Here is a 17,964-nt window from a genome sequence, read left to right on the forward strand (position 1 = left end):
CCGCAACCGCCCGCCGGGAACCAGGTCCCCGGGGGGCGTTTTTTCTTCCCCTTTCCGCGCTGCCGCGGCTCTTTTCAAGTTACCACAGGGTACGCAGCACCTTGGCCACCTCGCCCCGGGTCATAAAGGCCAGGGGCCGCAGGGTGCCGTCCTCATAGCCCCCCACCACCTTCTGACCCACCAGGGTCTTCACGTAGCTCAGGGCCCAATCGGGGATCAGCGCGGCGTCGGTGAATCCGTCCACCTCCGCCTCGGCCCGGCCCTTGCCCTGGGTGCGGCCCAGGATGGTCATAGCCTCGGCGCGGTTGATGGTGGCGTTGGGGTAGGCGTAGAGTCCCGTCTGCTCCAGACTGCCCTTCACGATGTCCTCGGCGTACATGGCCTTCACCGCCGGGACAGCCCACTCTGGGATCTGGGCGGCGTCCACAAAGGGAAGCTCCACATCCTCATACTCGCCCAGGTCAAGGCGCATCCACCGGGCCGCCATAGTGAAAAACTCCGCCCGGGTGATGTTCTCGCCGGGGTTATACCAGGTCTCCTCCCCCACAGGCACGCCGGTGGTGATGCCCTGCTGGTAGAGGTACTTGGCGTAGGGCAGGGCCCAGTGGTCGCTCATGTCCCCGAAGGGGTCGGGGCTGTCTCCCAGCAGCTCCCGGGTGCCCTGGCCCACATTGCCGCTGGCATCCACGGCGGTGACGGTGATCCGGTGGGTGGCCTCCCCGGCCTCCGGCAGGGTGGCCGTGAGGGTACCGGAGGCGGCGTTCCACTGGAAGTCCATCCCCCAGCCGTCATAGGTGAGCTTGATGTTGGCCTTGGAGAGGCCGCGGTCTACGTTGTCGCTGACCGAGGCGGTGAGCTTGCCGCCCTGAACGGTAAGGCTGACGGTGGGGGCGGTAAAGTCCTCCAGAGCCTCGTTGGCGGTGGTGAGCTGATCCAGCCACACCGTGCCCGCGGCCTTCTCGCCGCCGCCATAGATGAGGCGCAGGCCGCTGAGCTTCCGCGCCCCCTCCGGGATGGGCGTCAGCATGTGCTCCCAGTCTGTGAAGTCCAGCGTGCACACCGGGGCCAGGAGCTCCTCTCCACTGTCATCGGTGAAGGCGGCAAAGAGCGCACTGCCGGAGCCGTCGCCCTTCACCCACAGGCCCAGGTGGTTCTCCCCGGCGGAGAGGGTCAGCTCGGTGTCCACCCCGGCAGAGCCCGTGGCGTCCAGGACGTAGTCCAGCCGCAGACTGCGGCGGCCCGTGCGCACCTGGGCCAGATCGGTCTCCAGCGCGGCGGTGACGGTATCGGTGGAGGTAAAGCGGCTCTCCTCCCCCTCAAAGTCGATAAGCGGCAGGATGTGGCCCGCCACATTCACCGGCAGGACGGCCGTCCGCTCGCCGGCGGTGACCCGCAGCTCGCCGGAGGCGCTCTTCCCGGCGGCGGTGAAGAGGCCGTCGGCGGTGACGCTTCCCACCTCCGGGTCACATTCCCAGGTATAGCACTCGTCCCGGCTCAGCGGGGTCAGGCCCCGCCAGAGGGCGGAGGCGGTGAGGGAGATGGTCTCCCCCGGCTCCAGGGAGATGGCGCCCAAAACGCCGCCGGTGGCCTCATTGATGACCTGGATGCGGTCGGGGGTGGCCACGGTGGTCACATTGGCCTGACCGGTGAGGGCCCCGGACGTGGCGGTGATCGTGGTGGAGCCCGCCGCTCCGGCGGCGAAATGACCGTCGGCGGTGAGCACGCCGGGGCCGTCGGCGGTATAGACCGCCTCCCGGGGCGTTCCCTCCATGGCGTACCAGGCGGTGTCCAGATAGGCGGCGGAAAAGGCGGCGTCCATGCCGGACAGGAGCAGGGCATCGCCAGGGGTGAGCCAGAGGGCCCCCGGCTCCCCGGTGGGCTTGAGCTCGGTGGTGAGGAACAGGGCGGTGGAATTTTTCCGCTCCGCGCCGTCAGAGGGGCTGTTGACCACCGTCATGGCGCTCTGGGTGGGGGCGGTGACCCCCAGGGTGGTGGAGCCGCCCCCGTCCAGGCCCACCGCCTCCACACAGCCCAGCTCCAGAAGGCGCATGGCCACCTGGGTGCAGGTGGCTCCCACGCTCAGGCCGGGCTGCTTGCCGTCGATGGTATAGAAAATGACCGTGCCGTCCGCCTTCACACCCACTGCGGTGCGGGCGGTGCGCTCGGCGGAGAGGTTGGGGCCCAGCTGGCCGTTGTCCAGCAGGCGGTACATGGCCCCCAGGGCCTCTGTCGCCTCATTCCAGCGGGCGTCCGCACTGGTGACGTCGATGGTCACCTCGTCCCCCGTCTGGAGGGCCCGGAGCATGTTGAGGGTGCCCTCGTCGTCCTGGCCGTTCATGGTGAGGACGAAGGAGCCCTCCGGAATGGGATTGGCCCCGGCGGCCTCAGTGACGTAGTCCACCACACAATTGACCCGTCCGCCGATGCGCAGCTCCTTGGAGACCGTCAGCACCTGGCCGGAGGGGTTTTCCTCAGCGGGAACCGTCTCTCCCACCCCCTCCTCCACCGGGTGGAGGATCACGTCTACGCCGGGAGAGGTGTTCTGGGTGCTCTCCCCAAAGTCCTCTGTGAGCAGGGTCAGGCCGCCCCCGTCCACAGAGCGGATCTGACGCACTTTGTTCACCCCGCCGAAAACAGTGACCGGCATCCCGAAGAGGGTGGCGGTGATCTGAAGGTTTGGCGTGCCTACAAAGGCGGTGCCGTCGGCGCGAAAGCCCACGGCGGAATGGTAGGATGAGGAGGAGCGCAGGATTCCCCCGGTGACCACCAGCCCCAGGGGCTGACCGGTGGTGAGGACATAGAAGTCGCCGTTGGAGCCTTCCACCACCCGCTTGCCGGCGGCCTCCAGCTTCTGGGCCATGGCAGTGAGGGTGGCGCGCTGGAGCACATTGTCTCCGTATGCCACTGTGGGCGTGACCGCCTCATTGGGAAGGTAGGTCACATACCGCTCCGTGCGCAGGTCGGAATATGTATCGCTCCAGAACCAGCCGGTATGCAGGGCCGCGCCCTCCGACAGGGGCCGGCTGGCGGTGTGGAGGTCATGTCCCAGGGCGTCTGAGGCCAGGGCGGCCTGTCCCGTCAAAAGCGACAGGCACACACCCGCCGCGAAAAGTCTTTTCTTCCAGTGTCTCATGGTTCCTCCTATCAGCAGAAAGAAAGCGCACCAGGCTTGCCCCGGCACGCTTTCTATCATAGCATATTTCCCCGAATGTGTAAACGGCCGGGGGCCAAATGGGAAATTTTTCACTTCCCCCGCGGGGCTCTCTTCCCGGCCCCGTCCCCGTCTTATTTCTCCTTCAAAAACGTCCCCTCCGCCCGGAGCTTGGGCAGGGTGTTCTCCAGGGTGGCCGCCTCCTGAATGACCATCAGGTCGCCGATGAGCTGGTTGGAGATCAGAAAGCCCCTGGCCGTCAGGTGCCAGCGGCGATCCCGCTTGGCCGCCCAGCCCTGGCGCTCGTACTCCTCCAGCTTCTGCTCCAGGGGGTCGAAGTTCATGGAGAACTCCCGGCGGTACTCCCACTCCTCGATGCCCCGGACGGTGCGCAGGCGCAGCATCAGGTACTCGCCCCCCCGCTCCCGCCGGGGGATGAGTTCCGACTCGTCAATGACGCTCCCGCCGCCCAGGATGCCGCCCACATACTTGTCCAGATCCCGCACGAAGGAGTAGCGGCGGCCGCCAAAGTCGGAGTGGGCAGCGCTTCCAAAGCCCAGATAGGGCTTGCCCATCCAATATTTCAGGTTGTGCCGGGACTGGAAGCCTGGCTTGGCGAAATTGGAGATCTCATACTGGGGATAGCCCGCCGCCTCCAGCCGCTCCACCATCCACAGGTACATGTCGGCCTGAAGGTCGTCGTCAGGGAGGATCTCCCCCCGGGTGACCCGTCCGTCCAGGGCTGTGCCCGGCTCCACCTTCAGCCCGTAGCAGGACAGATGCTCCGGCTCCAGCGCCAGAGCGGCCTCTACGCTTTTTTGCCAGCTGGCCATGGTCTGGCCGGGCAGGCCGTAGATCAAGTCCAGGGAGAGGTTTTTGAACCGGGCCCGGCGGGCGTCGGAGACCGCCTGGGTCACCTGGGCAAAGTCGTGGAGCCGGTGGACGGCGTGGAGCTCTCCATCGCAGGCCGACTGCATCCCCAGGCTCAGCCGGTTCACTCCCGCCCGGCGGATGGCGGACAGGAGCTTTCGGTCGGCGCTTTCGGGGTTGGCCTCACAGGTGATCTCCGCATCCCGGGTCACCTCAAAGCGGCGCTTCACTTCCTTGATCAGCGCCGTCAGCCGCTTGCCTCCAAAGACGGTGGGGGTGCCCCCGCCGATATAGACCGTATCCACCTGCCAGCCCTTGGCCAGGGGCGCCGCCTCCCTGATATGGGCGGTAAGGGCCTTCAGATAGCCGTCCATAGCCCCCTCCCGGTCGGGGAGGGAGTAGAAATCGCAGTAATCGCACTTGGCCTTACAAAAGGGGATGTGGATATAGACGCCCAGTTTTTCACCCATGGAACAGCACCTCGCCCATCACAGTGAACTTTTCCTGCTCACATTATACTCTATTTCTCTCCATTTGCAAAGTTCCTTTTCTATCCCGCTCCCTTCGCATGTGCAATATGTATAATTTTTTCGCATAATTTTGGACATTTATTGTAATCTTGACAGCACTTTCTCTGCGTGTTACAATGTTTTATGCCGAATATGTTTCGGTCGGCGGTGCGTTTTGTTGTGTGGCGCAAAACCGCCAGATCAATGAGAAAGGAGGGAAAAGTATGGAAAGAACCGATCCCAGATACCACAACTTTGTCCAGATCCTCCATGAGGAGCTGATCCCCGCCATGGGCTGTACCGAGCCTATCTCGCTGGCCTATGGCGCCGCCAAGGCCCGGGAGGTGCTGGGCAAAGAGCCGGAAAAGGTGCTGGTGGAAGCCAGCGGCAATATCATCAAGAACGTCAAAAGCGTGGTGGTGCCCAACACCGGTGGACTCAAGGGCATTGAGGCCGCCGCGGCCGCGGGCATTGTCGCCGGACGCTCTGAAAAAGTCCTTGAGGTCATTGCCGAGGTCTCCGACGAGCAGAAAAAGGCCATCCGCGCCTACATGGACACCCATGAGATCAAGGTGCGTCCCGCCGAGGGCGATGTGGTATTCGACATCATCCTCACCATGACCGCCGGCAGCGACAGCGTCAAGCTGCGTATCAGCGACTACCACACCAACATCGTCCTCATTGAGAAGAACGGTGTGGTGCTCCAGTCCGCCGGAGAGACCACCGTCGCCGGAGACGCCCAGGGCCTTACCGACCACGGCTGTCTGTCGGTGGAGGCCATCGTGGACTTCATCGAGACCATGGATGTGGAAGACGTCCGTGAGATGGTGGAGCGTCAGATCGAGTACAACTACGCCATTGCCCAGGAGGGCATGACCCACGACTACGGCGCCAATGTGGGCAAAGTGCTGAAGAAGAACTATGGCGAGGACGTGAAGTTCCGCGCCCGGTACATGGCCGCCGCGGGCTCTGACGCCCGGATGAACGGCTGTGAGATGCCGGTTATCATCGTCTCCGGCAGCGGCAACCAGGGCATTACCGCCTCAGTTCCTGTCATCGAGTACGCCAAGGAGCTGAAGGTCTCCCAGGAGAAGATGCTCCGGGCCGTCACCCTCAGCGACCTGCTGGCTGTGCACATGAAGACGGGCATCGGCCGGCTGAGCGCCTACTGCGGCGCAGTCTGCGCCGGGTGCGCCGCCGGCGCGGCCATCGCCTGGCTCAACGGCGGCGGCCTGCGGGAGATCTCTCACACCCTGGTCAATGCCCTGGCCACCATCTCCGGCATGGTCTGCGACGGGGCCAAGGCCTCCTGCGCGGCCAAGATCGCCGCCTCGGTGGACGCCGGCATCATGGGCTGGCAGATGATCCTGGACGGTCAGCAGTTCTACGGCGGCGACGGCATCGTCACCAAGGGTGTGGAGAACACCATTGACAACGTGGGCCGTTTGGGCCGTGTGGGCATGCGGGAGACCGACCAGGAGATCCTGCGCATCATGACCGGCCAGCCCGATCCCCAGTGAGACTCTTTCCCCTGCACGGACGCTGAAAGTCGGATTTCAGCGCCCATACGCATGGGACAGCTTTGCCCCACGTATGCTGGGGAAGAGATCCTTTCCCCCGCGGCAGGAGCGCCGCGGGTCATTTAACATCTGGATCCAACTGGATCCAACATTCGACGGGAGGAAAATTTTTTATGGCTACTGAGAAGAAAGGCATGAGTCTGCCTCTAAAGCTCCTCATCGGCATCGTAGTCGGCATCCTTCTGGGTCTGTTTCTGCCTGAGCGCGTCATGACCATTGTGGTCACCCTGAAGTACGTGCTCAACCAGCTCATTATGTTCTGTGTGCCCCTGATCGTCATCGGCTTCATCGCCCCCTCCATCACCAAGATGGGCTCCAACGCCACCCGGATGCTGGTGGTGGCCATTATTGTGGCCTACGTCAGCACAGTCCTGGCCACGCTTATGAGCATGGTGGCCGGCTACATCCTGGTGCCCCATCTGCCCATCGCCTCCACCATGGAGGGGCTGAAGGAGCTGCCCGGCGTGGCCTTCCAGCTGGACATTCCCCAGATCATGCCCGTGATGAGCGCCCTGGTCTTCTCCGTCCTCATCGGCCTGGCCGCCGTATGGACGAAGGCCAAGACCATCACCGCGGTGCTCCAGGAGTTCCAGAACATCGTGCTGAGCGTGGTGAAGAAGATCGTTATTCCCATCCTGCCCTTCTTCATCGCCCTGACCTTCTGCGGCCTGAGCTACGACGGCACCATCACCAAGCAGTTCCCCGCCTTCCTGCTGGCCATCGTCATCGTCATGGCGGGCCACTACATCTGGATGGCTGTCCTCTACGGCTTCGCCGGCGCCTACTCCGGCCGGAACGCCATTGAGGTCGTCAAGCATTACGGGCCCGCCTACCTGACGGCTGTGGGCACCATGTCCTCCGCCGCCACCCTGGCTGTGGCCCTGGACTGCGCCCGGAAGAGCTCGGTTCTGCGCTCCGACATGGTGGAGTTCGGCATCCCCCTGTTTGCCAACATCCACCTGTGCGGCTCCGCCCTCACGGAGACCTTCTTCGTGATGATCGTCTCCAAGGTGCTCTACGGCCAGCTTCCCAATCCGGGCAGCATGATCCTGTTCATTCTGCTGCTGGGCATCTTCGCCATCGGCGCCCCCGGCGTCCCCGGCGGCACGGTGATGGCCTCCCTGGGCCTCATCACCGGCGTGCTGGGCTTCGACGGCGACGGCACCGCCCTGATGCTGGCCATCTTCGCCCTGCAGGACAGCTTCGGCACCGCCTGCAACGTCACTGGCGACGGCGCCCTGACCCTGATCCTCACCGGCTATGCCGAGAAACACGCTGTGAAGGAGCAGGCCATTTCTGTGGAGCTCTGATTTTCTCAGTTTATACACAACCACCGCAAAGCCGCCCGGCGATTCTTCGCCGGGCGGCTGTTTTATTGACTTCCCCGCCCAACTGTGGTAAATATGAGGAAACCCCCAAAAGAAAGGCAGGCGTCCCCCATGCGGTATCTGGAATTTCCCGTCACACCGGAAGAGGAAGGCAAACGGGTGGACGCCATTCTGCGGCGGCACGGGCTGTCCACCTCCGCCGTCCGCCGCGCCAAGCGCCGGGAGCACGGGCTTTTGGTGGATGGGGAGGACATCTACACCAGCTATCTCGTCCATCCCGGCCAGGTGGTGGCCATCCTGGCGGACGACAAAGCCCCCTCCGGCATCACCCCCAACGACGGGCCTGTGGAGATCCTCTATGAGGACGATGACCTGCTGGTGGTGGACAAACCGGCCGGTCTGGCGGTGCACCCTTGCGCCGGCAGCTGGGAGGATTCTCTGGGCGCCCGGCTGGTACACTATTATCAAACCATCGGCCTGGCCGCCGATTTCCACCCAGTCCACCGGCTGGACAAGGGTACCTCGGGGCTCATGGTGGTGGCCAAGCACCCTGCCGCCCAGCACGCCCTCACCGCCCAGCTCCACTCCGGAAGCTTTCTGCGGGAGTATCTGGCGGTGTGCGAGGGCTGCCCCTCCCCCCTCTCAGGGGTCATCGACGCTCCCCTGGGCCGGACTGACGACTCCTACATCCGCCAGCAGGTACGCCCCGACGGGAAGCGCGCCCGGACTCACTACGCGGTGGCAGATCGGGGCGCGCGGTTCTCCCTGGTGCGGCTGGTGCTGGAGACCGGCCGCACCCACCAGATCCGGGTCCACATGGCCTATGTGGGCCATCCCCTGGCCGGAGATTTCCTTTACGGCACCGAGGACGCCGACCTGATCCCCCGCCCCGCCCTCCACTCCGCTCAGCTTGAATTATGTCAACCATTCACCGGAGAAAAGCTGTCCTTCGCCTCTCCCCTCCCCACCGACATGGCCCGGCTCATGACTTTGTGAGCCGGGTCAAATTTTACTTTTTCCGCTACCGCTTCCCGCCGTAGGGAAAACCCATTTCCCCGCCCTTGCGCCATATTGACAAATTCCATAAAAGAAGGTAAATTTAACTTAGCTGCGACTGCCAAAAATTTTTACAAAGGGGAAATGTAATGTGAGAAAACGCGTTTTATCCACCCTGCTGGCCCTGACCATGGTCTTCGCCCTGGTTCCCGCCAGCCTCACCGCCCAGGCGGCCGAGGTCAAAGAGATCAACATTTTCGGCATCGGCGACTTCGGCGGCGCTCTGGACGACAGCGGCAAGCCCACCGGCAACCCCGGCGGCGCCCGTGTCGTTGGAGCCATGAAGGCTCTGACCGCTGAGGCCGCCAACCCCATCGTGGTCACCGGCGGCACCATCTACACCGGCTCCGCCATCTCCGAGACCAACCACGGCAAGCCGGTCAATGAGATGCTCAAGGCCATGGGCGTCCAGTACGCCAGCGTGGGCAACCACGATTTCGACTGGTCCAACATCGACACCCGGGACGAGGTCTTCAACACCTGGCAGACCGAAGGCGGCTTTACCTTCCTCAACGCCAACGTCTACTACACCCAGGGGGACAAGGCCGGTCAGCGGGTCTTTACCCCCTATGCCACCCAGACCGTAGACGGGGTCAAGATCGGCTTCTTCGGCGTCATCGGCGAGGACAATATGTCCGCCATCTCCGCTCTGAACACCGAGGGCATCGAGTTCCGCCCCGCCACCGAAGCGGGCATTGAGATGGCCAAGCTGCTCCGCAGCGAGGAGAAGTGCGACGTGGTCATCGCGCTGGCCCACGTGGCCAGTGTCCAGGACGCCCCCTATGACCTGGACGCCACCGTCAATGGCGGCATCGGCCCCTTTATTGAGGCTGTCAACGCCGCCTGTAAGGAGGCCGGCGTGAAGGGCCTGGACGGCGTTATGGGCAGCCAGACCACCGCCCCCTGCCTGGCCGTCATTGACGGCACGGCCGTGGTCAAGGCCCAGAACTACGGCAGGTTCATCGACCAGCTCAATATCAAGGTGGAGGGCGACAAGGTCACCGTCACCCCCTCTCTCCATCCTCTGACCCAGATCACCATGAAGGACGGAGAGGAGACGGTCTCCCTCTTCGGCACCGACGAGACCACCCGGGAGAGCCAGCCCGAGGACGCCGCCTTCAAGGCCGTCTATGACGAGTATAACGACATCCTCACCATACTCATGGACGCCCCCCGGGGCACTGCCGACGCCCACTTCAGCTATGCCGAGGGGGAGGATCGCTTCAACTATCAGAAGTGGTATCTCCGCCAGAATTGGTACTATGTCAACGAGGTCTACGGTGAGCCCATCGTGGCCTACTTCCAGAACACCGGCGGCATCCGCAACATCGGCGAGACCGTGGTGGAGCCCGGCGACGAGCTGGCCCTGCGGCTTCTCTACACCGTGGCCCCCTTTGATAACTACATCGTCACCATGGACATGACCGGCAAGGACATCAAGACCCTTCTCGCCGGCGAGAGCCAGTATGGCAAGTACACCAGCCTCATGCAGTACGGCCTGGACGTGACCTACGCCGCCGGCGAGTTTGAGGCCAACGGCGAGGTGGAGAGCGTCAAGCTCAACGGCCAGGAGCTGGAGGACGAGGCGGTCTATCACATCGCCTGCAACACCTTCCTCTACCCCGGCCCCGGCGACAGCATGGACTTCTCCGCCGGTCAGAACGCCAAGAACATCAACGTCATCAACCGCAACGCCGTGCTGGGCGCCCTGCTCCACCAGAGCGCCGCGGTGAAGGACGACGCCTTCGCCGTGACCTATGACACCGCCACCGTGGGCGCCGTTACCGTCCCCACCTACAACGCCAAGGCCACCGTGACCTTCGCTGACAGCGAGCAGGCCCTCTCCGTGGGCCGCAACGAGGTGAAGGTCACCGTCACCTCCCCCTACACCGACCCCTACGCCACCCCCGCCGAGGTGAGCAATGACTGCACCGTCGCCGTCATCCGGGAGTACGCCGACCAGGACGTCATTCCCGCCGACGTGGTCGACGCCGTCACCCCCCTCACCGTGAAGGGTATCTTCCAGGGCAACGACGAGGGCAAGTTCAACGCCGGCGACACCCTGACCATGGATCAGATGTCCGTCATCCTGGCCCGGGCCTGCGGGGCCGACCTGACAAACGTGGACACCACCCTCGTCCACGGCGAGGTGGCCGACTGGGCCGCCCCCAGCGTGGCTTGGCTCATTGAGAACATCTGGCCCGACATGTGCGAGCCCGAGTATGACGAGGCGGGCAACATCACCGGCTACGGCGCCTATCTGGGCTTCGCCGTCTATGGCGCCGAGGGCCTGACCAACGAGCTGGCCGCCCTGGCCCAGTACCTGGGTGCGGAGATCGACGCCGCCGCCCTGGTGGAGAGCGCTGGGCTGGAGCCCAACGCCAACATCACCCGGGGCCAGGTGGCCGTCATCCTGGCTCAGCTGCTGGACGCGTAAGCCGTACCCCTTGCCTATAAAAAAAGGCCGCCCTTCCCACCGGGAAGGGCGGCCTCTTTTTCCTTTTCACTCTTCAGGGCTCATAAGGGCCTTGGCCGCTTTCGCCTCATCTCTGGCCCGGTAGTCGGCCTCCTTGGCCTCAATGCTCTCCGCCGTCTTGGCCGGCAGCGTGGACAGATAGGCTTGGATCCCCTTGGCCGTCCCCTGGGCCAGCTTCTCCTGATAGGCCGGATCCACCAGCTTCACCAGCTCCTCATGGCAGGACATGAATCCGGTCTCCAGCAGGGCGGCGGGCATGTAGGTCTCCCGCAGCACCACGTAATCGTTGGTGAGCAGGCCCCGGTCGATGGAGCCCGCTGCGGCGCACACCGCCGACTGGATCATTCCCGCCAGCCGCTCCCCCTCCTTGCTGCCGGGATAGGAGTAGGTAAAGGTGCCCTGGAAGGCCCGGTTGGTGACACTGGCGTTGGCGTGGATGGAGACGAAGATGTCCCCCCGCACCGCGTTGGCGATGTCACAGCGGTCATAGAGATCCATGTACTCGTCCCCAGTCCGGGTAAAGACCACATTGTAGCCCTTCTCCCGCAGCAGCTGCCCCACCCGCAGGGTGATGGGCAGGGTGAGGTCCTTTTCCATGACCTCCTCATAGACGGCCCCGGAGGCGCTGCCCCCATGGCCCGCGTCCAGAACCACGGTAAAGGCCATGGCGTCCTCCGGCTCCTCCACCGACACCGGGGGCCGGCCCGTCTCCGAGGGGAAGGTCTGGATGATAATGGACTGCCGCTGCCTGTCCGTCATGATGAGCAGGTTTTCCTCCATGGAACAGCCCTTGGCCAGATCCAGCACCACCCGGGTAGTGCCGGCCCAGTCGGGATAAAGGTCTGTGCCGTGCTGGGCATAGCGCACCCGCTCCACCGTGGGATTCTCCGGCGCCATACTGCCGTCCTTCCCCGTGCCGATGACAAAGCCCTGCAAGTCGATGGCCACCCGGTCGCCCAAATCAACGATGGTGTACCGGGGTTCCCGGTTCAGCCGCAGGGTGATGCTCTGGGCGTTGTCGTCGCTCTCCACGCGCAGGAGCAGTCCGTCGGCGGCCTTGGGCCCCTCCGGCTCCGGTATGAGCCAGGGCGCGGTGATGGAGGCAGCAAAGTCGGCATTGCTCCAGTCCACCTGGGCGTGGAGCTGCTCGGAGACAAACCGCAGGGGCACCAGCGTCCGCTCCACCCCGTCATACTTGGCCACGCAGGCCGGCACAGCGCCGGGCAGAGCCACGCTCTGGCCGTTGACCACCGCTGTGGCGGAGCCCAGGGTGAGTACGATGGTGTCCGCATCGTTGAAGATGACCACCTGGCGGGTCTCCTTCATCCACAGCACCGTGGCCCCCAGCGCCTCGGCAACAGGCCGCACGGGCACCAGCGTGCGGCCGTCCCAGCCGTTCACCGTGCGGATGACCCCCGGCACATCCAGCTCCAGCGCCTCGCCGTTAAGGCTGACCGCCACCCGGCGTGCCTGGGCGGGCTCCTCATAGCGGCCCAGGGCCTCGTCGTGGAACTGAACGGATATGTAGTTGGCCTCTTTGGCGGCCCGGACGGGCCCGGCCCCTGCCATCAGCAGGACAAGGGCGCAGAAAAAAGCGAGATATCTTTTCATGGATAAACTCCTTGCGGTTGCGGCAGTTTTCCCTCCCATTCTACCCCATCCCCGCCTCGCCGTCAATAAAACAGCCGGAATTTAGTTTACATAATTTTTACCAGCTTTGGAATCACCGCCCTTGTTTTTTTCCTGCTTCTGTGGTATGATGAAAAAACAGGAAAGGGAGGCGTGTACATGAAGATCCAGGAATCGGGCGAGGACTATCTGGAGGCCATTCTGGCGCTCAAGCAGGAGACCGGGCTTGTCCACGCCATCGACGTAGCCCACCGCTTGGGTTTTTCCAAGCCCAGCGTCAGCCGGGCCATGAAGCTGCTCCGGGAGGACGGGGAGATCACCGTGGACGCCGACGGCGCCATTGAGCTGACCGACAAGGGCCGGGAGATCGCCGAGCGCATCTACGAGCGGCACCGTCTGCTCACCCTCTGGTTTACCGAGCTTGGCGTCAGCGAAGCCCAGGCCGCCGTGGACGCCTGCCGGGTGGAGCACGACGTCAGCGCCGAGACCTTCCAGAGGCTGAAGGAGCACTTTTCCGCCTTGTGAGCCTCTTCCCAAAAAAGTGCCGAAAAAGGGCTTGACAAAAATAGGGCGGCTATGGTAACATATCTCTTGCGCTGAACGGCGCAATAGAACGCACGAGTGGTGGAATTGGTAGACTCGCCGGCTTCAGGTGCCGGTGTTCGCAAGGACGTGTGGGTTCGAGTCCCACCTCGTGCACCAAAACAGGAAACCCCGGAACCGTAAAGGTTCCGGGGTTTTTATTCTGTCTGCACCGGACAGCAACTGCCCGGCGGCGAAAATCGACCGGTTTCAAAACTTCTTTACATTTTTTGCCGTCGGTGTATAATAATATCCAACAGAAGGTGTGAGGCGATCGTGTATGAAGGGCTTGGAGAAGTATAAAACCTCCCTGATCGGGATGGGCTGCTTGATCGGAGGCGACATTCTCGCCCTGATCCTATACCTCTGCTGCCTGTATGCCCAGGGGAACGGCGGCGGAGGAGTGGCGCTGGAGATCATCGCAAATATTTTGATCGTTTTGATCTCCGTGCTGTCCACCTCCATCATCTCCGTGCCGCTGATTGAGGTGCGGGGAAAAAACACGCTGTGCCAGCAGCTGCTGACCGGCGATGTGCTGCGCACGCCCCAGCTTTTCGACTCCCTGACCGACGAGCAGAAGGGAGATGTGCTGCAGACCCTGGAGTCCGCCGTGTATTTTGATTCTGACCCCGCAAAGGGGGATATGTACGCCAGTATCCGCAGGAAAATAAACAACCAGTCCCTGAAAGCGGACTACTACTTCACCTCCTGCGAATATAGTGTACGGTGCTCCGTTGAGGGAGATTTCATTCGAAAGACCATTTTGAAGAAAACCAGCATCCTGTCCTACAAGCCCATGACCCTTTCCGATTTTCCCCTGTGCATCACCTCTTTTCCCGAGATCGAAAATCAGGACTTTCTGCAGGTCTCTCTTCTGAAGGTAAACGGCCGGGACTGCAGTCTGGAGGACGACATCCGCTCGGAAAAAACCAAGCTCACCGATCCGCTGCCCAAAAAAAGCGGATATACCGCGACCATGAAGCATTTGTACGCCCGCACCCTCTCCCTGACTCCCACAAAGCCGGCTGTGGTGGAGGTGGAATACACCACCGTCGTGCCCAAAAACGACAAATCCTACATCTGCCGGGTCAGCGCCCCCTGCCGGAAATTCAAATTCCATTTCGATATGGATGGGGAAAACAAGGATCAATACCGGGTCGCCCTGAGCGCCTTCGGCTTTATTGACGACGGAAATTCCTCCTTTAATCATCACGACGACGCCCCCTCCGCCTCCATCGAGCTCAACGACTGGATCTTTACCCAGGACGGCGTAGCGGTCACCATTCTCGAAAAAAGTTTGGTTCCCGCCGGGGTGCAGTAGAATTTTCTTGACAATGGGCATAATATGATTTAGAATTTAACCAGAAAGGAGTGTTTGAGATGGTCAAGCTCCATAGAAATATGTACGAGGAGGATTGGATCTGATCCTCTCCTCTGTATAAACGGGATCACATGGGCAGCGTGGCTTACACGCTGCCCATTTATTTTGTCCGGAAGCGCGCCGCCGGCCTTTCATTGCGGCGTCCGGGCAAAAAAAGAGGCCGGGGAGTCCAGCTCCCCGGCCTCTTTTTTTCACTCTACCTCCGGAAGTCCCGCCATGCTGGTCAACAGGGACAGGATCCCCGCCACCGCCGAGGCGCTGACCACCGCCGGCCAGTTGACCTCCCCCATGACCGCCGCTGTGCCGATGGTCGCGGCGGCGGTTTGGGCCACCGTTTTCACCGCCCGGACGCCCGCCGCCCGGAACCACGCTTTCCAATATTGATCCATCCTGTTCCCCTCCATCTATTTATGGTCGTCCTCCAAATTGGCAAGACGGCGGTTCACCGCCTTGATCTGCTCCTCCAGAACCGGCACCCGCTGGGCAAAGTTGTTGTGCGCTCGCACCTCCCTCGTCAGCTCCTCCAGCTTGGTATCGGTGACGGCCTGGGCTCTGCTGTTGGCAATGAGCACCCCCGCCAGGGTCATCGAGCCTGTGATGACCGCCGCAATGACAGCTTCCATCGCCCCGGCCCCCTCACGCTCTTCCGCCGGGGCCGCCAAAAAGCCCCAGCCTGTCCATCCATACCAGGGGCTGGAGGTTCTGCTCCCAGACCCCCGCCGCTCCGGTCTCATCCATTTTGATCACCCCGTTATTGATGGCCCTGGTCGCCGCCGCCTGGGCCCAGGCCGGCATCTCCGCCACATACCTGTAGATCTTCATATTTTCTTCCTCCGTCTCCCGCCGGGCCGCCCCGGCGGCATAGTCGGGGCAGCAGTAGCCCCGGATGTACCTGCCGTCCACCCGCATCTCCCGCAGCCCCACCCGGCTGTCCGAGCCCATGTTTCCCTCCATCACACAGATGGTCTCTCCCACGGTATCCACCACCATGCCCACATGGTTGGGCGCCTTGGCACAGTCTCCCCTGCCGTCGTCGTCCCAGGCGTAGAGCATCAGGTCGCCGACCTGGGGGCGGTAGGCGTCGTCCTCCACCCACCGGCCCAGGGCCTTGTAGCGCTTGATGAGCTCTCCGCAGGAGCACTCCGGGGGCATGATGTCCGTCAGCCCCGCCGCAATGCCTGCCGCCGACACCGCGGCGGCGCACCAGTCCATGGTATAGCTCATCCGCACGCCCCGGGGCAGGGGCCTGTGGGAGTTGTAGACGTCGATGATGTGCCGGTGCCTGTCGTCCCCCTTTTTGGCCCCCTGCCACTGGCAGAGGATGTCCGCCACGCTATGGCGCAGTTCCTTTTCCGTCATTTCTTCCCCTCCTTTTTCTTTTGTGGACTCTATTTTCTCTCTCCCCGCCCCCGCCGCTTTGACGATTCGATACATCCAAGCTCCGCAAAAATCGGATAAATTCATTTTTACATTCCGGGAAATTAGGCGTATAATGAGAGGGTATTTCCCTTAAGGAGGCGAATCCATGTCCCATTGGAGCCAAGACGCTGTCTTTTATCACATCTATCCCCTGGGCTTTGCCGGAGCCCCGGAGTATAATACCGAGCCCGCCCCCGTTCCCCGGCTGGACAAGCTCTCCGACTGGATCCCCCACCTGAAGGAGCTGGGGGTCAACGCCCTCTATCTGGGCCCCCTGTTCCACTCCTCCCGGCACGGCTACGACACCCGGGACTATTACCAGGTGGATTGGCGCCTGGGGGACAACGACTCCTTCGCCAGGCTCTGCGACGAGCTCCACCAAAACGGCATCCGGGTCATTCTGGACGGGGTGTTCAACCATGTGGGGCGGGAGTTCTGGGCCTTCAGGGACGTGCAGGAGCACGGCCAGAGCTCTCCCTACTGCTCCTGGTTCCACGACCTGAACTTCGGCGGCCCCAGTCCCATGGGCGACCCTTTCTGGTACACCGGCTGGCAGGGACACTATGAGCTGGTGAAGCTGAACCTGCGCAACCCGGCGGTGGTGGAGCACCTGCTGGGGGCGGTGGGCATGTGGATGGATGCCTTCCACATCGACGGCCTGCGCCTGGACGCCGCTGACTGCGTGGACATGGACTTTTTCCGCACCCTGCGCGCCTTTGTCAAGGGCCGGGATCCCGGCTTTTGGCTCATGGGAGAGATCATCCACGGTGACTACGCCCGTTGGGCCAACCCGGACACGCTGGACTCGGTGACCAACTACGAGTGCTGGAAGGGTCTGTGGTCGGCCCACAACAGCAAGAACTATTTCGAGATCGCCCACTCCCTGAACCGCCAGTTCGGCCCCGGCGGCATCTACCAGAGCCTGTGCCTGTATAACTTCACGGAAAACCACGACGTAGACCGCTTGGCCTCTACGCTGAGCGATCCCGCCCACCTGAACAACCTCTACTCCCTGCTCTACACCATGCCCGGCGCCCCCTCCCTCTACTATGGCGGCGAGTGGGCGCTGGAGGGCAAAAAGCAAAACGGCAGCGACGCCCCTCTGCGCCCCTGCCTGGAGCTTTCCGAGATGCTGGAGCGGGATCAAAGCCTGTGCGCCCACCTGGCCAAGCTCTCCGCCATCCGCGCCGCCTTCCCCGCCCTGCGCTATGGCGGCTATGAGAACGTGGTCATCAAAAACGAGCAGCTGGTTTTTAGACGGGCCACCGGCGAGCAGCGGGTCTATGTCCTGCTCAACCTGTCCCATGACGCGTTTTCTCTGGAATTTCCCCACTCGGAGCCGGTGCTCCAGGACGTTTTGAACGGCGACGCCATCTACAACAACGACGGTGGCCGCACCTGGCTCACCCTCCCCCCCTGCTCGGCCAAAATCTTGGTGGGGGCTCCCGATAAATTCACATGGAGTTGATACGATGCATAACGAACTGACCCGCAAGGACATCGCGCTGATGAAAAAGGAGCTGGACGAGCGGCGCATCGTCCTGCGGCCCAAGCTGCTGGAGGCCGTCAAGGTGGCCCGGGCCTTCGGCGATCTGAGCGAAAATTTTGAGTATAAGGCGGCCAAGCAGGAAAAAAACCGGAACGAGAGCCGCATCCGCTACCTGGAGAATATGATCCGCACTGCCCACATCGTGGACGAGCGCCCCAAGGGGGATGGCGTGGCCCTCTACGACAAGGTCACCGTCTTTCTCCCGGAGGACAACGAGACCGAGGAGTTCCAGATCGTCACCACCATGCGCAAAGATCCCCTCCACGGCCTGATCAGTCTGGAATCTCCGGTGGGCAAGGCCCTCATGGGGAAAAAGCTGGGGGATGTCGTCCACATCCAGGTGGACGAGACCTACGGCTATGACATGGTCATCCGGGCCATTGAAAAGGGCCAAAATGACGGGGATATCCCCCTGAATACATACTAAAGCGAAA

Annotated in this window: 14 protein-coding genes and 1 tRNA gene; 9 read left to right on the plus strand and 6 right to left on the minus strand. The window is 62.7% G+C overall.

Annotated features, from left to right (window positions below; all coding sequences use genetic code 11):
• Positions 1-79 precede the first annotated feature (79 nt).
• Together NFR87_RS02010 and hemW are read right to left on the minus strand one after the other, a co-directional pair.
• The gene (locus tag NFR87_RS02010; RefSeq protein ID WP_251445613.1) at positions 80-3,133 is read right to left on the minus strand and encodes a phosphodiester glycosidase family protein; all 3,054 of its coding nucleotides are present in this window, start codon (positions 3,131-3,133) and stop codon (positions 80-82) included.
• Between the two features lie 152 nt (positions 3,134-3,285).
• Positions 3,286-4,491, minus strand: coding sequence for a radical SAM family heme chaperone HemW (gene hemW, locus NFR87_RS02015; protein ID WP_251445616.1), 1,206 nt, complete (start codon positions 4,489-4,491; stop codon positions 3,286-3,288).
• Between the two features lie 263 nt (positions 4,492-4,754).
• On the opposite strand from hemW, the gene NFR87_RS02020 reads away from it, so the two are divergent.
• The 4 genes from NFR87_RS02020 (at position 4,755) to NFR87_RS02035 (ending at position 10,931) form a co-directional block, all read left to right on the plus strand.
• Positions 4,755-6,050 carry an L-cysteine desulfidase family protein gene (locus NFR87_RS02020; RefSeq protein ID WP_251445619.1) on the plus strand — a complete coding sequence of 432 codons (1,296 nt, stop codon included), beginning with the start codon at positions 4,755-4,757 and terminating at the stop codon, positions 6,048-6,050.
• Between the two features lie 173 nt (positions 6,051-6,223).
• A complete protein-coding gene (locus tag NFR87_RS02025; RefSeq protein WP_251445621.1) occupies positions 6,224-7,420 on the plus strand; it encodes a dicarboxylate/amino acid:cation symporter in 1,197 nt (398 codons plus the stop codon).
• A gap of 129 nt (positions 7,421-7,549) precedes the next feature.
• A complete protein-coding gene (locus tag NFR87_RS02030; protein WP_251445624.1) occupies positions 7,550-8,434 on the plus strand; it encodes an RluA family pseudouridine synthase in 885 nt (294 codons plus the stop codon).
• A gap of 151 nt (positions 8,435-8,585) precedes the next feature.
• Positions 8,586-10,931 (plus strand): bifunctional metallophosphatase/5'-nucleotidase, encoded by a 2,346-nt coding sequence (locus NFR87_RS02035; RefSeq protein WP_251445625.1) that lies wholly within the window; start codon positions 8,586-8,588, stop codon positions 10,929-10,931.
• A gap of 66 nt (positions 10,932-10,997) precedes the next feature.
• On the opposite strand, the gene NFR87_RS02040 is transcribed toward NFR87_RS02035, so the two are convergent.
• Complete coding sequence (locus NFR87_RS02040; RefSeq protein WP_251445627.1) at positions 10,998-12,581, minus strand: N-acetylmuramoyl-L-alanine amidase family protein; 1,584 nt, start codon at positions 12,579-12,581, stop codon at positions 10,998-11,000.
• Between the two features lie 177 nt (positions 12,582-12,758).
• On the opposite strand from NFR87_RS02040, the gene NFR87_RS02045 reads away from it, so the two are divergent.
• The 3 genes from NFR87_RS02045 (at position 12,759) to NFR87_RS02055 (ending at position 14,502) form a co-directional block, all read left to right on the plus strand.
• Positions 12,759-13,124: a metal-dependent transcriptional regulator gene (locus NFR87_RS02045; protein ID WP_251445629.1), complete on the plus strand. Its 366-nt coding sequence runs from the start codon at positions 12,759-12,761 to the stop codon at positions 13,122-13,124.
• Positions 13,125-13,214: 90 nt separating this feature from the next.
• Positions 13,215-13,301 (plus strand) — tRNA-Leu (locus tag NFR87_RS02050).
• Positions 13,302-13,461: 160 nt separating this feature from the next.
• Positions 13,462-14,502, plus strand: coding sequence for a hypothetical protein (locus tag NFR87_RS02055; RefSeq protein ID WP_251445630.1), 1,041 nt, complete (start codon positions 13,462-13,464; stop codon positions 14,500-14,502).
• 251 nt (positions 14,503-14,753) lie between these two features.
• Here NFR87_RS02055 and NFR87_RS02060 read toward each other — a convergent pair whose 3' ends face one another.
• The 3 genes from NFR87_RS02060 to NFR87_RS02070 are packed head-to-tail and all read right to left on the minus strand — an operon-like array spanning position 14,754 to position 15,921.
• On the minus strand, positions 14,754-14,951 hold the full coding sequence (locus NFR87_RS02060) for a holin (protein WP_251445632.1): 198 nt from the start codon (positions 14,949-14,951) through the stop codon (positions 14,754-14,756).
• A gap of 15 nt (positions 14,952-14,966) precedes the next feature.
• On the minus strand, positions 14,967-15,185 hold the full coding sequence (locus tag NFR87_RS02065) for a hypothetical protein (RefSeq protein WP_251445634.1): 219 nt from the start codon (positions 15,183-15,185) through the stop codon (positions 14,967-14,969).
• A gap of 13 nt (positions 15,186-15,198) precedes the next feature.
• The gene (locus NFR87_RS02070; RefSeq protein WP_251445636.1) at positions 15,199-15,921 is read right to left on the minus strand and encodes a CHAP domain-containing protein; all 723 of its coding nucleotides are present in this window, start codon (positions 15,919-15,921) and stop codon (positions 15,199-15,201) included.
• 166 nt (positions 15,922-16,087) lie between these two features.
• Here NFR87_RS02070 and NFR87_RS02075 point away from each other — a divergent pair, with 166 nt between their 5' ends.
• The gene (locus tag NFR87_RS02075; protein WP_251445638.1) at positions 16,088-17,449 is read left to right on the plus strand and encodes an alpha-amylase family glycosyl hydrolase; all 1,362 of its coding nucleotides are present in this window, start codon (positions 16,088-16,090) and stop codon (positions 17,447-17,449) included.
• A gap of 4 nt (positions 17,450-17,453) precedes the next feature.
• Positions 17,454-17,957 carry a GreA/GreB family elongation factor gene (locus NFR87_RS02080; protein ID WP_251445641.1) on the plus strand — a complete coding sequence of 168 codons (504 nt, stop codon included), beginning with the start codon at positions 17,454-17,456 and terminating at the stop codon, positions 17,955-17,957.
• Positions 17,958-17,964: the final 7 nt, after the last annotated feature.

The sequence above is a fragment of the Vermiculatibacterium agrestimuris genome, assembly GCF_943193085.1.
Classification (GTDB): Bacteria; Bacillota; Clostridia; order Oscillospirales; family Oscillospiraceae; genus Vermiculatibacterium; species Vermiculatibacterium agrestimuris.

Excerpts from the sequence above, each read along its gene's own strand:
- NFR87_RS02010 (WP_251445613.1), bottom strand. The coding sequence starts at position 3,133 with ATGAGACACTGGAAGAAAAGACTTTTCGCGGCGGGTGTGTGCCTGTCG.
- hemW (WP_251445616.1), bottom strand. The coding sequence starts at position 4,491 with ATGGGTGAAAAACTGGGCGTCTATATCCACATCCCCTTTTGTAAGGCC.
- NFR87_RS02030 (WP_251445624.1), top strand. The coding sequence starts at position 7,550 with ATGCGGTATCTGGAATTTCCCGTCACACCGGAAGAGGAAGGCAAACGG.
- NFR87_RS02025 (WP_251445621.1), top strand. The coding sequence starts at position 6,224 with ATGGCTACTGAGAAGAAAGGCATGAGTCTGCCTCTAAAGCTCCTCATC.
- NFR87_RS02075 (WP_251445638.1), top strand. The coding sequence starts at position 16,088 with ATGTCCCATTGGAGCCAAGACGCTGTCTTTTATCACATCTATCCCCTG.
- NFR87_RS02040 (WP_251445627.1), bottom strand. The coding sequence starts at position 12,581 with ATGAAAAGATATCTCGCTTTTTTCTGCGCCCTTGTCCTGCTGATGGCA.
- NFR87_RS02070 (WP_251445636.1), bottom strand. The coding sequence starts at position 15,921 with ATGACGGAAAAGGAACTGCGCCATAGCGTGGCGGACATCCTCTGCCAG.
- NFR87_RS02060 (WP_251445632.1), bottom strand. The coding sequence starts at position 14,951 with ATGGATCAATATTGGAAAGCGTGGTTCCGGGCGGCGGGCGTCCGGGCG.
- NFR87_RS02020 (WP_251445619.1), top strand. The coding sequence starts at position 4,755 with ATGGAAAGAACCGATCCCAGATACCACAACTTTGTCCAGATCCTCCAT.
- NFR87_RS02055 (WP_251445630.1), top strand. The coding sequence starts at position 13,462 with ATGAAGGGCTTGGAGAAGTATAAAACCTCCCTGATCGGGATGGGCTGC.
- NFR87_RS02080 (WP_251445641.1), top strand. The coding sequence starts at position 17,454 with ATGCATAACGAACTGACCCGCAAGGACATCGCGCTGATGAAAAAGGAG.
- NFR87_RS02045 (WP_251445629.1), top strand. The coding sequence starts at position 12,759 with ATGAAGATCCAGGAATCGGGCGAGGACTATCTGGAGGCCATTCTGGCG.
- NFR87_RS02065 (WP_251445634.1), bottom strand. The coding sequence starts at position 15,185 with ATGGAAGCTGTCATTGCGGCGGTCATCACAGGCTCGATGACCCTGGCG.